General features: G+C 55.5%; 13 protein-coding genes, 1 rRNA gene and 1 other annotated feature. Of the genes, 7 read left to right on the top strand and 7 right to left on the bottom strand.

Translation table 11 applies throughout. From position 1 onward, the window contains the following. Nucleotides 1-3: 3 nt before the first annotated feature. From N438_RS09895 to N438_RS09885, 3 genes are read right to left on the bottom strand one after another with little or no spacing between them, the layout of a single operon-like run. A complete protein-coding gene (locus N438_RS09895) occupies nt 4-486 on the bottom strand; it encodes an OmpA family protein (RefSeq protein WP_008806089.1) in 483 nt (160 codons plus the stop codon). A gap of 13 nt (nt 487-499) precedes the next feature. Beyond that, a complete protein-coding gene (gene dgcN / locus N438_RS09890; RefSeq protein ID WP_042947039.1) occupies nt 500-1,723 on the bottom strand; it encodes a diguanylate cyclase DgcN in 1,224 nt (407 codons plus the stop codon). After that, nucleotides 1,716-2,225 (bottom strand): YfiR family protein, encoded by a 510-nt coding sequence (locus N438_RS09885; protein WP_012540842.1) that lies wholly within the window; start codon nt 2,223-2,225, stop codon nt 1,716-1,718. The genes dgcN and N438_RS09885 overlap by 8 nt, the downstream gene beginning before the upstream one ends. Nucleotides 2,226-2,567: 342 nt before the next feature. Here N438_RS09885 and aroF point away from each other — a divergent pair, with 342 nt between their 5' ends. The 3 genes from aroF (at nt 2,568) to N438_RS09870 (ending at nt 5,704) form a co-directional block, all read left to right on the top strand. Continuing rightward, complete coding sequence (gene aroF / locus N438_RS09880) at nt 2,568-3,638, top strand: 3-deoxy-7-phosphoheptulonate synthase AroF (RefSeq protein WP_022064802.1); 1,071 nt, start codon at nt 2,568-2,570, stop codon at nt 3,636-3,638. Nucleotides 3,639-3,647: 9 nt separating this feature from the next. After that, nucleotides 3,648-4,769 carry a bifunctional chorismate mutase/prephenate dehydrogenase gene (gene tyrA / locus N438_RS09875; RefSeq protein WP_008806085.1) on the top strand — a complete coding sequence of 374 codons (1,122 nt, stop codon included), beginning with the start codon at nt 3,648-3,650 and terminating at the stop codon, nt 4,767-4,769. Between the two features lie 62 nt (nt 4,770-4,831). Further along, nucleotides 4,832-5,704 (top strand): SMP-30/gluconolactonase/LRE family protein, encoded by an 873-nt coding sequence (locus N438_RS09870; RefSeq protein ID WP_012540844.1) that lies wholly within the window; start codon nt 4,832-4,834, stop codon nt 5,702-5,704. Here N438_RS09870 and pheA read toward each other — a convergent pair. From pheA to bamD, 4 genes are all read right to left on the bottom strand, one after another. Next, nucleotides 5,701-6,861 (bottom strand): bifunctional chorismate mutase/prephenate dehydratase, encoded by a 1,161-nt coding sequence (gene pheA, locus N438_RS09865; RefSeq protein WP_012540845.1) that lies wholly within the window; start codon nt 6,859-6,861, stop codon nt 5,701-5,703. The genes N438_RS09870 and pheA overlap by 4 nt on opposite strands. A gap of 24 nt (nt 6,862-6,885) precedes the next feature. Continuing rightward, nucleotides 6,886-7,010: a sequence feature (Phe leader region), on the bottom strand. Next, on the bottom strand, nt 6,962-7,009 hold the full coding sequence (gene pheL, locus N438_RS09860) for a pheA operon leader peptide PheL (RefSeq protein ID WP_100632159.1): 48 nt from the start codon (nt 7,007-7,009) through the stop codon (nt 6,962-6,964). It overlaps the preceding feature by 48 nt. 105 nt (nt 7,011-7,115) lie before the next feature. After that, complete coding sequence (gene raiA / locus N438_RS09855) at nt 7,116-7,451, bottom strand: ribosome-associated translation inhibitor RaiA (RefSeq protein ID WP_002914111.1); 336 nt, start codon at nt 7,449-7,451, stop codon at nt 7,116-7,118. A 271-nt stretch (nt 7,452-7,722) separates the two neighbouring features. Further along, the gene (gene bamD, locus N438_RS09845) at nt 7,723-8,460 is read right to left on the bottom strand and encodes an outer membrane protein assembly factor BamD (protein WP_004145664.1); all 738 of its coding nucleotides are present in this window, start codon (nt 8,458-8,460) and stop codon (nt 7,723-7,725) included. A gap of 131 nt (nt 8,461-8,591) precedes the next feature. Between bamD and rluD the strand changes: the two genes are divergently transcribed. From rluD to N438_RS09825, 4 genes are all read left to right on the top strand, one after another. Continuing rightward, nucleotides 8,592-9,572: a 23S rRNA pseudouridine(1911/1915/1917) synthase RluD gene (gene rluD, locus N438_RS09840; protein WP_012967426.1), complete on the top strand. Its 981-nt coding sequence runs from the start codon at nt 8,592-8,594 to the stop codon at nt 9,570-9,572. Further along, nucleotides 9,569-10,300 (top strand): purine nucleoside phosphorylase YfiH, encoded by a 732-nt coding sequence (yfiH, locus tag N438_RS09835; protein ID WP_101880531.1) that lies wholly within the window; start codon nt 9,569-9,571, stop codon nt 10,298-10,300. Before rluD ends, yfiH begins: the two co-directional genes overlap by 4 nt. 129 nt (nt 10,301-10,429) lie before the next feature. Continuing rightward, nucleotides 10,430-13,003: an ATP-dependent chaperone ClpB gene (gene clpB / locus N438_RS09830; protein ID WP_008806080.1), complete on the top strand. Its 2,574-nt coding sequence runs from the start codon at nt 10,430-10,432 to the stop codon at nt 13,001-13,003. Nucleotides 13,004-13,468: 465 nt separating this feature from the next. Continuing rightward, nucleotides 13,469-13,614: ribosomal RNA gene (locus N438_RS09825) — 16S ribosomal RNA — on the top strand; the annotation flags it as partial.

Below are 13,614 nucleotides of genomic sequence, written 5' to 3'. Positions count from 1 at the left end.
GGCTTACGGCGTGCTGATGACCACCGTGACCCGGCGGTTTTCAGCGCGCCCGGCCGCCGTGTCGTTGCTGGCGATCGGGTATTTCTTGCCAAGGCCGCGGGTGACTAAATGACTGCGCGGGACATGGGCGCCTTCCGCCCAGGCATCGGCTACGCTATTGGCGCGCTTAAGCGACAGGGCTTCGTTATAGCTATCCTCACCGTAATTATCGGTGTGGCCTTCAAGGCGGCTATGGGTGATCCCGGTCGCCGCCAGCCGCGAGGCCATCGTGGTGATCTGCTGGCGGCTGTCGGGACGTAGTCGGTAGTCATTCTTGTCAAACAGGATGCTATCGGATAAGCCCAGGGACCAATCGCCATTGCTTTCAGTGAAGCCGTAAGATTTCATCGCCGCCACCTGCTCGGGGGTAAATTTTCCCTGAGGAGCCTGGCAACCTGTCAAAAGCGCCGCCGCCATCAGGGCGGGGACGAAATATTTTCTGAGCATAATGAGTCCTTTATTATTTCAGCGTCTGCTGGATACGTTGGTTTTTCATGCGATACATATTCTGATCGGCAAGTTCTTGCAGTGATTCCGCGGTGGCGTGCTCCCACGCCAGGGCATAACCGACGCTCAGCGAGAGCGTGGCGCTATGGCCATTGTGCAGGTTGAATGGCGGAAGAAATTGTTCCGACAGCGCCTGGCACAGAGCCTGCACTTCGGCTTCCGAGCGCACCTCACGCAGCAGAACGGCAAACTCATCGCCGCCGAGACGCCACGCCAGATGGCGTTTTCCGGCGAAGGCCATCAGGCGGCTGGCGACCTCCGTCAGCACTTTATCGCCTGCCGCGTGCCCCCAGTTGTCATTGATCAGCTTGAAGTTATCGCCGTCAAGAAACAGTAATGCCGAGGTCTGGTGATCCACCTCGTTCTTCATCAGTTCGGCGAGCGCGTTGCGAAAGGCGGCGCGGTTAGCCAGGCCGGTCAGCGGGTCATGTAGCGAGCTACGCAACAGCTGGGCATTCTTGGCCTGCAGCTGGCGCTGCCAGTCCTCCATCTCCCCCAGCAGGCTGTTAAAGTCCTGGGCGAAAATATGGAATTCCTCAATACGCTCCTCGGGCACCCGACGTGAGAAATGACGGTTTTCACGAATATCGTGCACAACCTCGGTGATGCTCTGCAGGGCGGTGACGATCCCCCGGTGCAGTGAGTGGGTCAGCAGCAGGGCGATGAACGAGGCGAGCAGAATGCTGCCGGTCAGTACCAGAATCGAGATACCGAGAAAGTGGCTGATCAGTTCATCAAGCGCGGTCAGTCGAAGCTCGCCGATTTGTTTGCCCTGGTGCCAGATGGGCTGCACCGTGGGCTCCGGAAACAGCCATTGACTGATAAGGCCGCTCACTTGTTCTTTGTTGGCCAGCGGTTCATGGCGCCATGCGGCGAAGTGCTGCTTCTGGCCGTTGAGCACAATCGCCTGGGAAATCTGCCCTTGCTTCCCCAGCGAAGCAAGGGTCTCCTCCGCCGCCGCGCTATCGCCAAACACCAGGGCGGCTTCGAGGCTGCGACCCATGGTCGCGGCAGTGAGCTCTAGATTTTTCTGCGCGTACTGCTTGAGCGTGAAGATTGAGGCTGTGCTTAGCAGCAGCCAGACCAGCGTCATGGAGATCACCACGCTTATCACGCTAATTCGACGAAGCGCGCGTTTAAATGTCGGGCGCGCGGTCTGTGAAAAGTCCTTATTCATGTGGTTTTTTCCGGGCAAGCATCAGGACGTCCGGGTTAACCCGGACCCCGCTGTGCGTCAGAACGTCCAGATTAACGGAGAAGCGGACCCTGTCGTCGTTGATGATCAGGCAAAACGCGCTACCAATGGAGCAATCCGTATTTTGTTCTGCGATGAGTAAAAGCGGCTTCGGGCCATAGCGGCGAGTTAATTCCGACTGTTGGGTCGGCGATTCACTGCCAAAATAAAAACCATCGCAGGTTGTTTTTAACGCTTCTTCACTATTACGTACTATCACCGGTTGATAGGGCAAGGCATCCGGATCTTCATGAGCCAGGCTATGGGTGAAGCGTGATGAGGCAAAAATGCACAGCTTCGGCGCCCCTGTTAATGCCGGCCAACGGGTGTAGGTCACGATCCCGGAAACAATAGCGCGAACATGTTCTGAAGGTCCGGCAGCAAAAACAGGAGATACCGCGATGAGAAAAAATACAGTCAATAAAAGACGGTGTAATACTGTCATTAACGCTTCCGTCAAATTCGCCATAGCGCGGGAAAAGCCGCTGCCGATGCCCGGCGCAGAATACCACTGTTAACAAAACCCGTCATTACATGCGCCCTTTGCTTTGGGACAAATCTCACCAGGATTTTTCGTAATCGCGATCGCGATAGCGCGCAAGTTTGCTGTGAATTTTGGTTGTGTAAACATTTTAGTACATATTTTGTCGAGTTAAGTGGCAATTAATTTGCCGGTGTAAATTAAAATTTACGGAATATGGATTGAATTCTTTACTTTGTGTGGTATCGTTACGCCATGCCCGCTGAGGCACCCTTTATCGCAAACGAGCTACACAGGATCGCAATCATGCAAAAAGACGCGCTGAATAACGTACATATTACCGACGAACAGGTGTTAATGACCCCGGAGCAACTGAAGGCGGAATTCCCGCTAAGCGTTGAACAGGAAGCGCAGATTGCGCATGCCCGTGAGACTATCTCCGATATTATCGCCGGCCGCGATCCGCGCCTGCTGGTGGTTTGCGGCCCTTGCTCGATCCACGATCCGGAAGCCGCGATTGAATATGCTCGTCGATTTAAAGCTCTTGCCGCAGAGGTCAGCGATAGCCTCTACCTGGTGATGCGCGTCTACTTTGAAAAACCCCGTACCACTGTCGGCTGGAAGGGGCTGATTAACGATCCGCACATGGATGGTTCGTTTGATGTTGAAGGCGGCCTGAAGATTGCGCGTCGTCTGCTGGTCGAGCTCGTCAATATGGGACTGCCGCTGGCGACGGAAGCACTGGATCCGAACAGCCCGCAATACCTTGGCGATCTGTTCAGCTGGTCTGCTATCGGCGCACGTACCACGGAATCACAAACGCACCGCGAAATGGCCTCTGGCCTGTCGATGCCGGTCGGCTTTAAAAACGGTACCGACGGTAGTCTGGCGACGGCCATCAACGCCATGCGCGCCGCGGCAATGCCGCACCGTTTCGTCGGCATCAACCAGGCCGGGCAGGTCTGCCTGCTGCAAACGCAGGGTAATCCGAACGGCCATGTGATCCTGCGCGGCGGTAAGGCGCCGAACTACGGTCCGGAAGATGTGGCGAAATGCGAAAAAGAGATGGCGCAGGCGGGACTGAAACCGTCGCTGATGGTAGATTGCAGTCATGGGAACTCCAATAAAGATTTCCGCCGCCAGCCAGCCGTGGCTGAATCCGTTGTCGCACAGATCAAAGATGGCAACCGCTCCATTATCGGCCTGATGATCGAGAGTAATATCCACGAAGGCAATCAGTCCTCTGAACAGCCGCGTGAGACGATGAAATACGGCGTTTCGGTGACGGATGCCTGCATCAGCTGGGAAACCACCGATGCGCTGCTGCGTGAACTGGATAAGGATCTCCGCGGCCATCTGGCGGCCCGTTTGGTGTAAGAGGAAAGTATGGTTGCTGAACTGACCGCGTTACGCGATCAAATTGATGAAGTGGATAAAGCGTTGCTTAGCCTGCTGGCTAAGCGTCTGGAACTGGTGGCCGAAGTCGGCGAGGTGAAGAGCCAGTATGGTCTGCCGATTTACGTCCCGGAGCGCGAGGCGGCGATGCTCGCCTCCCGGCGTGAAGAGGCGGCTGCGCTCGGCGTACCGCCGGATCTGATCGAGGATGTTCTGCGTCGCGTGATGCGGGAATCCTATTCCAGCGAAAACGACAAAGGCTTCAAAACCCTGCACCCGAATCTGCGGCCGGTGGTCATCGTCGGCGGCGGCGGGCAGATGGGGCGTCTGTTTGAGAAGATGTTAACGCTGTCCGGCTACCAGGTGCGTATTCTGGAAAAAGACGATTGGGCCCGGGCGGCGGATATCGTCGCCGATGCCGGCATGGTCATCGTCAGCGTACCGATTCACACCACCGTGGAGACGATCGGCAGGCTGCCGCCGCTGCCGGCGGATTGCATTCTGGTTGACCTTGCCTCGGTGAAAGCGGAGCCGCTGCAGGCGATGCTGGCAGCGCATCAGGGCCCGGTTCTTGGCCTGCACCCGATGTTCGGTCCGGACAGCGGCAGCCTGGCGAAGCAGGTGGTGGTCTATTGTGATGGCCGCCAGCCGGAGGCCTATCAGTGGTTCCTCGAACAAATTCAGGTTTGGGGCGCGCGGCTGCACCGCATCAGCGCCGTTGAGCACGATCAGAACATGGCGTTTATTCAGGCGCTGCGCCACTTTGCCACCTTCGCCTATGGCCTGCACCTGGCAGAAGAGAATGTGCGTCTTGAGCAACTGCTGGCGCTTTCGTCACCTATTTACCGGCTGGAGCTGGCGATGGTGGGGCGCCTGTTTGCCCAGGATCCGCAGCTGTACGCCGACATTATTATGTCATCGGAAAATAACCTGGCGCTGATTAAGCGCTATTACCAGCGTTTCGGCGAAGCGATTGGCTTGCTGGAGCAGGGCGATAAGCAGGCGTTTATCGACAGCTTCCGTAAAGTCGAACATTGGTTTGGCGATTACGCTCAGCGTTTCCAGAGCGAGAGCCGCACGCTGCTGCGTCAGGCGAACGATAATCGGCAGTAAAGCGAAAAAGATGTATACAATAAAGCCAGCGACCGCTGGCTTTTTTTATAGGGATGACAACGATGGCTGAACCACAACCGCTGTTTGACTACACCGGATACCTGCCGGAATGCCCGACCTGGAGCGAGGCTGAACAGGCCCTCTACTGGGCCGATATCATGGAGTGTGAAATCCACCGCTACGATACCCGCAGCGGCGAACACCAGGTGCTGCAGTTTCCGGAGGAGGTCGGCTGTTTCTCCCTGCGTGAGAAGGGCGGATTTATCGTTGCATTACGCAGTGGCATCTGGCTGACCGACGCCCACGGCCTGCTGCGGCGGAAAGTCTGTGATAATCCGAGCAATCCGGAGCTGGCGCGGTTTAACGATGGTGGGACCGATCGCGAGGGGCGTTTTTATGCCGGCACCTTCTGGGGGCCGGGGGATTACAACGGCGCGCTGCTGATGCGAGTCGATAATGACCTGAAGCCGAAAGTGATCCAGTGTGATATCCATGGCGCCAACGGTCTGGCGTTTAGCGCCGACCAGCGCTGGATGTATACCTCTGATACGCCGAACGCCGTGATCTACCGTACGCCGCTGGATGAACAGGGTGAGCCTGGACGACGCGAGGTGTTTCGCCGTTTCCAGCCGGGCGAAGGCATCCCTGACGGGGCGGCGATCGATGTGGAGGGCTGTTACTGGAGCGCGATGTTTGACGGCTGGCGGATTGCTCGTTTCTCGCCGCAGGGCGAGGAGCTGGAGACTTACCCGATGCCGGTTCGTTGTCCGACAATGGTCTGCTTCGGTGGGGCGGATATGAAAACGCTCTATATCACCACAACCCGGGAAAACATGGAGGACGATGAGCTGGCGAAGTACCCGCTGTCAGGCGCCATCTTCACCCTGCCGGTTGCGGTGGCAGGGATGAAGAAATTACCGTTCCGCGAACGTTAAACCGGATCCACTGGCACCACGTTTTCGCTGGGGTAGCAACCGAGGACCTTCATGGAGCGGGTGATTTCCGCCAGCTCCTTTAATGCCTTGCGCATGGGCAGCGAGTCCAGGTTGGCCTGAATATCGAGATAAAACATCTCTTCCCAGGGATTGCCGTGGATCGGGCGAGATTCCAGTTTGGTCATGATCAGATTGTGGTTGCGCAGCACCAGCAGGGCTTCCACCAGGGCGCCCGCCTGCTGACCGGTCGCCATTAACAGCGTGGTCTTGGCCGGAACCTGATCGGAGACGTTCACCGCTTTGCGCGCCAGGACGAGGAAGCGCGTGATGTTCTGCGTCTGGTTGGCCTGGCAGTGCTCCAGCACCTGCAGGCTATACAGGGCGCCACCCGCTTCGCTGCCCAGTGCCGCAACGGCCGGGGAGTTCGCCTGCGCCACTTTTTCCATTGCCGCCGAGGTGCTCTCGGTATATTCAATCTTCCAGTGCGGGTAGCGGCTCAGATACTGGCTGCACTGCTGGAACGGCTGCGGATGGCTGTAGACGGTCTGAATTTTATCGGCATCCGTCGAGGTGCTAACCAGCACGCAATGATCGATAGGGATCGTTAGCTCGCCAACGATCGACAGGCTGGTGTGCTGCAGCAGATCGTAGACGTCGTTGATCCCGCCAGAGCTGGTGTTTTCAATCGGCACCACGGCGTAATCGGCCTGGCCGGTCTCTACCTGATTAAAAATATCGGCGAACTTCGCGCAGCCGCTCTCAATAAACTGCTCAAAATGGCGAGCGGCGTACTGACGCGCCGCCAGATGCGAATAAGAGCCTTTAGGGCCAAGGAAGGCCACGCGGGCCGAATGCGGATTAATTTTATTCAGATGCTGCTGCAGCAGGGTTTGTTGGGTCAGGACGGAGTCTTCGATGATCAGCTGGAACAGGCGGGTGATGTAGTGCGCATCCAGATTATGGCGCTTGCCGATGGTCATCAGACGCTCCAGCAGATCGCGTTCGCGGTCAATATCACGCACTGGACGGTGGGAGGCCAGTTTGGCTTTACCAACCTCAACAGCCAGCCCGCGGCGCTCCGCCAGCAGAGCAAGCAGTTTCTCGTCCAGTGCGCTTATCTTATCGCGCAGCGCCAGTAATGGGTTTTCCTCGGTCATAGATGTTGCCTTTGTTGTTATCAAATAAAAAAGGCCTCCCGGGTGGGAGGCCTTATTGTTCGTCTTCGCATTCTTTCTTATACGACGAATTGCCTCCCGGTCAGGGGAAGGTAAAAAAGAATGCGAAGAAGAACGGGACACGTTTCATGGTAAATTCCTTGAGGTAGTGGGGATTACAGTACCTGTACTGTTTTCACTCTGTCAATAAAAAACGCGCCCGAAGGCGCGTGGCATGACACAACTTAAGTTAAGGATTACTCTTCTTCTTCCACAAAGCCTGCCTCTTTCACCGATGTTGCGGCGCGGCGGGCTTCCCCTTTGTGTTGCACTTTATTCAGCTGCCGTTCCAGCTTGTTGATCAATTCGTTAATGGCGGCGTACATATCTTCATGACGCGCACTGGCAACCAGATGACCGTTTGGCGTATTGATGGTTGCATCAGCGATAAAACCCTGCGGCTCCTTAGACAGAATGATGTGCGGGTTGATTAAATGAGTTTGCCACTTATCCAGTTTGGCGAGACGGTCTGCGACATGCTGGCGGATTGCCGGAGTAATTTCCATTTGTTTACTGGTAATGTTCATTGTCATAAATTTTACCTCTTGTCTTTCCCGTCTTGGTGAATCCAGCATACCTTTCCCAATGTCAAAAAGCGTGATCTAAATCACATTTTATTGTCACTTTTTGTCAACGAATTCATTTTGTGAGACAGGGCAGGAAGAAGTGAGATTTTACTTGTCGAACCCGGTAAAGCAGGCCATATTTGATGAGTTAACCCGGCGCTAAACCGCTTCAGCTTGACGGGATAAAGTATAAAAAAACGGCAGCCACTGGCTGCCGTTTGCGATCCATGAATCAGACTCAGGTGTTCTTGCTGTTCGCGGCGATTATCTTCGCGACTTTGTCCGCCTGGGCGTTCATTTGCATCTGACGATAGGCGTTTTCCATCTTCGGCAGGGCATCGCGGGTGGCCTGGGTATCCGGATAGTTACGCATCATACCTTCCACGCGGTTCACGACGGCAACCCATGCGCCACGGTCGGTGTAGTAATCCACGACCGACAGCTCATATTTGGCCAGGCGATCTTTCAGGAACACCATACGTTTATAGGCGTCAGTGGCGTACTGGCTGTTCGGGTAACCACGCACCAGTTTGGAGAAGTCATTGAAGGCATCGCGCGCGTGCTGTGGATCGCGGTCAGAGCGATCGACACCAAAGAAGCCCTGCAGGGCGCTGTCATCCAGGGCCATGTTGGTCAGGCCGCGCATATAGATGACGTAATCGATATTCGGGTGGGTGGGGTTCAAACGCATGAAGCGATCGATGGCCGCCTGAGCCAGCGGCAGATCGGCGTTTTTGTAATACGCATAAATCAGATCCAGCTGTACCTGTTGGGAATAAGGGCCGAATGGATAACGGTTATCCAACGCTTCCAGTTGCGTTATCGCCTGTTTCCAGTTACCGTCCTGCAGTTTTTGCTGGGCGGTCGCGTAGATTTCATTCGGCGGATTATCAGGCACCTCTTCCTTAGAGCCGGAGCAACCCACCAAAGCCAGGCTCAGTGTGGCGGCTGCCACCAGGTATTTCATGCGCGTCATGACGTTTTGACTTCCTCAAAATGTTTATGCGGGAGAATCTCTGTTCCTGCTCCCGATTAAGACCAGCTACAATAGCACACTATATTAAACGGCAAAGCCGTAAAACCCAACGTTAAACGAAGAAGCTGTATATGGCACAACGAGTACAACTCACCGCAACGGTGACCGAAAATCAACTCGGTCAACGCTTAGATCAGGCTTTGGCCGAATTGTTCCCTGATTATTCGCGATCGCGGATAAAAGAATGGATCCTGGACCAACGCGTATTAGTCAATGGCAGCATTGGCGATAAGCCGAAAGAAAAAGTGCTGGGGGGAGAGCACATCGCTATCGATGTCGAAATCGAAGAAGAGGCGCGCTTCCAGCCGCAGGATATTCCGCTCAATATCGTTTACGAAGATGATGACATCCTCGTGATTAACAAACCGCGCGATCTGGTTGTGCATCCTGGCGCGGGCAACCCTGACGGTACTGTGCTGAATGCGCTGCTGCACTACTATCCGCCGATCGCCGATGTGCCGCGCGCGGGGATCGTGCACCGTCTGGATAAGGACACCACCGGTCTGATGGTGGTGGCGAAAACCATTCCGGCACAAACCCGGCTGGTGGAGTCGTTGCAGCTGCGCGAGATCACTCGCGAGTATGAAGCGGTGGCCATCGGTCATATGACTTCCGGTGGCACAGTGGAAGAGCCGATCAGTCGTCACCCGACGAAACGTACCCATATGGCGGTGCATCCGATGGGCAAACCGGCGGTGACCCACTACCGCATTATGGAACATTTCCGCATCCATACCCGCCTGCGCCTGCGCCTGGAAACCGGTCGTACACACCAGATCCGTGTGCATATGTCGCATATCACCCATCCGCTGGTGGGTGACCAGGTGTATGGCGGCCGGCCGCGTCCGCCGAAGGGCGCGTCGGAGGAGTTCATCACCGCGCTGCGTAAATTCGACCGTCAGGCGCTGCACGCCACCATGTTGCGTCTGTATCACCCGATCACCGGCATTGAAATGGAGTGGCACGCGCCCATCCCACAGGATATGGTCGAGCTCATCGAGGCGATGCGTGCCGATTTTGAAGCCCATAAGGATGATATTGACTGGTTATGACTAAACTGATTGTACCGCAGTGGCCGATGCCCCGCAGCGTGGCGGCCTGTAGTTCGACCCGCATTGGCGGCGTGAGTCTGCCGCCCTATGACTCGCTCAACCTGGGCGCCCATTGCGGAGACAATCTGCAGCATGTTGAAGAAAACCGGCGGCGGATGTTTGCTGCCGGTGGCTTGCCGTCTTACCCGGTTTGGCTGGAGCAGGTTCATGGCACCGATGTTCTGACGCTGGACGGCGGACCCTATCCATCGAAACGCGCAGATGCTTCTTATAGTCGTACGCCAGGCACCGTCTGTGCGGTGATGACCGCCGACTGCCTGCCGGTCCTGTTCTGTAACCGCGACGGCACCGAAGTCGCCGCGGCGCATGCGGGATGGCGCGGCTTATGCGAAGGGGTTCTGGAAGAGACGGTTGCCCGTTTCGCCGATAAAGCCGAAAACATGATGGCGTGGCTGGGCCCGGGCATTGGTCCGCAGGCATTTGAGGTGGGGCCGGAAGTCCGGGATGCCTTTATGGCGAAAGACGAGAACGCGCACCGGGCTTTTCGTCCGGCAGGCGAGAAATATTTTGCTGATATCTATCAACTGGCTCGGCAGCGTCTGGCAAACGTCGGCGTTGAGCAGATTTTCGGCGGCGATCGCTGCACGCTAAGCGAAAAGGATGATTTTTTCTCTTACCGGCGCGACAAGACCACCGGTCGTATGGCAAGTTTCATTTGGCTGATATAACCTAGAGAATCAAGACGATCCAGAAGGCAAACTTATTTTTCGCATAGTTCAGGTCTTTAACCTTGAATAATTGAGGGATGACCTCATTTAATCTCCAGTAGCAAATTTGACCTGTTTATGGGAGGAGTTATGCGTCTGGATCGTCTTACCAATAAATTCCAGCTTGCTCTTGCCGATGCCCAGTCACTCGCACTCGGGCACGACAACCAATTCATCGAACCTCTTCATTTAATGAGCGCCTTACTGAATCAGGAAGGGGGATCGGTACGTCCTTTATTAACCTCGGCGGGCGTCAATGCCGGGAAACTACGCACTGACATCGAGCAGGCCTTGAGCCGTTTACCGCAGGTGGAAGGCACCGGCGGCGATGTACAACCTTCTCAGGATTTAGTGCGGATCCTGAACCTTTGCGACAAGCTGGCGCAAAAGAAAAAGGACAACTTTATTTCGTCGGAACTGTTCGTTCTGGCGGCGCTTGAATCGCGCGGTACGCTGACCGACCTTTTAAAATCCGCCGGAGCAACAACCGCCAACGTGACTCAGGCGATTGAACAAATGCGCGGAGGTGAAAGCGTGAACGATCAGGGTGCCGAAGACCAACGTCAGGCATTGAAGAAATTTACCGTCGATCTGACCGAGCGAGCCGAGCAGGGCAAGCTGGATCCGGTGATCGGCCGTGATGAAGAGATTCGCCGTACCATCCAGGTACTGCAGCGTCGTACCAAAAACAACCCGGTACTGATTGGTGAACCCGGGGTGGGTAAAACGGCAATCGTCGAAGGACTGGCGCAGCGTATCGTCAACGGCGAAGTACCAGAAGGGTTGAAAGGCCGTCGGGTATTGGCGCTGGATATGGGGGCGCTGGTGGCCGGGGCGAAATACCGCGGTGAGTTTGAAGAGCGTCTGAAAGGCGTGCTGACTGACCTGTCAAAACAGGAAGGCAACGTCATTCTGTTTATCGACGAACTGCATACCATGGTGGGCGCTGGTAAAGCCGACGGCGCGATGGATGCGGGTAACATGCTGAAGCCGGCGCTGGCGCGTGGTGAACTGCACTGCGTCGGGGCGACAACGCTTGATGAATACCGTCAGTACATCGAAAAAGACGCCGCGCTGGAACGTCGCTTCCAGAAAGTGTTCGTCGCCGAGCCGACGGTAGAAGATACCATCGCTATTCTGCGTGGCCTGAAAGAACGTTACGAGCTGCACCACCACGTGCAGATCACTGACCCGGCGATTGTCGCGGCGGCGACCTTGTCGCATCGCTATATTGCCGACCGTCAGCTGCCGGATAAAGCCATCGACCTTATCGATGAGGCGGCGTCCAGCATTCGTATGCAGATCGACTCCAAGCCGGAAGAGCTGGACCGTCTCGATAGACGTATTATCCAGCTGAAACTGGAACAGCAGGCGCTGAAGAAAGAGTCTGATGAAGCGAGCCTGAAACGTCTCGATATGCTCAACGAGGAGCTGGCGGATAAAGAGCGTCAGTACTCGGTACTGGAAGAAGAGTGGAAAGCGGAAAAAGCCTCTCTCTCCGGCACCCAGACTATTAAAGCCGAGCTGGAACAGGCGAAAATCGCTATCGAACAGGCGCGTCGCGTCGGCGATCTGGCGCGGATGTCCGAGCTGCAGTACGGCAAAATTCCGGAACTGGAGAAACAGCTGGCGGCTGCCACTCAGTCCGAAGGGAAAACCATGCGTCTGCTGCGTAATAAAGTGACGGATGCTGAGATCGCCGAAGTGCTGGCCCGCTGGACCGGTATCCCTGTCTCCCGGATGATGGAAAGCGAGCGCGACAAACTGCTGCGTATGGAGCAGGAGCTGCATCATCGGGTGATTGGCCAGGATGAGGCGGTTGAAGCGGTATCGAACGCCATTCGCCGTAGCCGCGCTGGGCTATCCGATCCGAACCGGCCGATTGGTTCGTTCCTGTTCCTCGGTCCAACCGGGGTCGGTAAAACCGAGCTGTGTAAAACGCTGGCTAACTTTATGTTCGACAGCGACGACGCGATGGTGCGTATCGATATGTCCGAGTTTATGGAGAAACACTCCGTCTCGCGTCTGGTCGGTGCGCCTCCGGGATACGTCGGCTATGAAGAGGGCGGTTACCTGACCGAGGCGGTGCGTCGTCGTCCTTATTCCGTCATTCTGCTGGATGAAGTGGAAAAAGCGCACCCGGATGTGTTCAACATTCTGCTGCAGGTACTCGACGACGGGCGTCTGACCGACGGGCAGGGGAGAACGGTCGACTTCCGTAATACGGTGGTCATCATGACCTCGAACCTCGGTTCCGATCTGATTCAGGAACGGTTTGGCGAACTGGACTACGGTCATATGAAGGATCTGGTACTGGGAGTGGTAAGCCAGAACTTCCGTCCGGAGTTTATTAACCGTATCGACGAAGTGGTGGTCTTCCATCCTCTGGGTGAGAAACACATTGCTTCTATTGCCCAGATCCAGCTGCAGCGTTTGTATAAACGCCTGGAAGAGCGTGGGTATGAAGTGCGGATGTCCGATGAGGCGCTGAAGTTGCTGAGCGCCAACGGTTACGATCCGGTATACGGCGCGCGGCCACTGAAACGCGCTATTCAGCAGCAGATTGAGAACCCGTTAGCCCAGCAGATCCTTTCCGGTGAGCTGGTTCCGGGGAAAGCTGTCGAGCTGGTGGTGAAAGACGACCGTATTGTGGCAGTGCAGTAAATCACAAAACGACAAAAACGGGCCCAACGGGCTCGTTTTTGTTTAAAAACCAGGCAAGAATTAAAGCTCAACACCTGGTTTGGTTGAAAAGTGAGCGGTTGAATTCTTTTTTTGAATTTATCCTTGTCACTTCAGAATTACTCCCTATAATGCGCCTCCACTGACACGGAACAACGGCAAACAAGCCGCCGGGTCAGGAGGATTCAACGACGGAAATCGACGTTGAAAGCCGACAGAGAAAAGCAAAATAAGCGCTTGACTCTGAATGAGGAAAACGTATTATACGGGACCTCGCGACAGAGCGCTAAAGCGCGTCGCAACTGCTCTTTAACAATTTATCAGACAATCTGTGTGGGCACTCAAAGTGACATGGATTCTTAATGTCTTCGGACAATAAACGAACACCAAGTCTCTGAGTGAACATACGTAATTCATTACGAAGTTTAATTCACGAGCATCAAACTTAAATTGAAGAGTTTGATCATGGCTCAGATTGAACGCTGGCGGCAGGCCTAACACATGCAAGTCGAGCGGTAGCACAGAGAGCTTGCTCTCGGGTGACGAGCGGCGGACGGGTGAGTAATGTCTGGGAAACTGCCTGATGGAGGGGG

Origin of the sequence: Klebsiella sp. GL120222-02 (assembly GCF_003097195.1) — a bacterium.
Classification (GTDB): domain Bacteria; phylum Pseudomonadota; class Gammaproteobacteria; order Enterobacterales; family Enterobacteriaceae; genus Klebsiella; species Klebsiella variicola.
The sequence above is the reverse complement of the archived record's forward strand: the minus strand, read 5'-3'. Positions and strand labels throughout refer to the sequence as shown.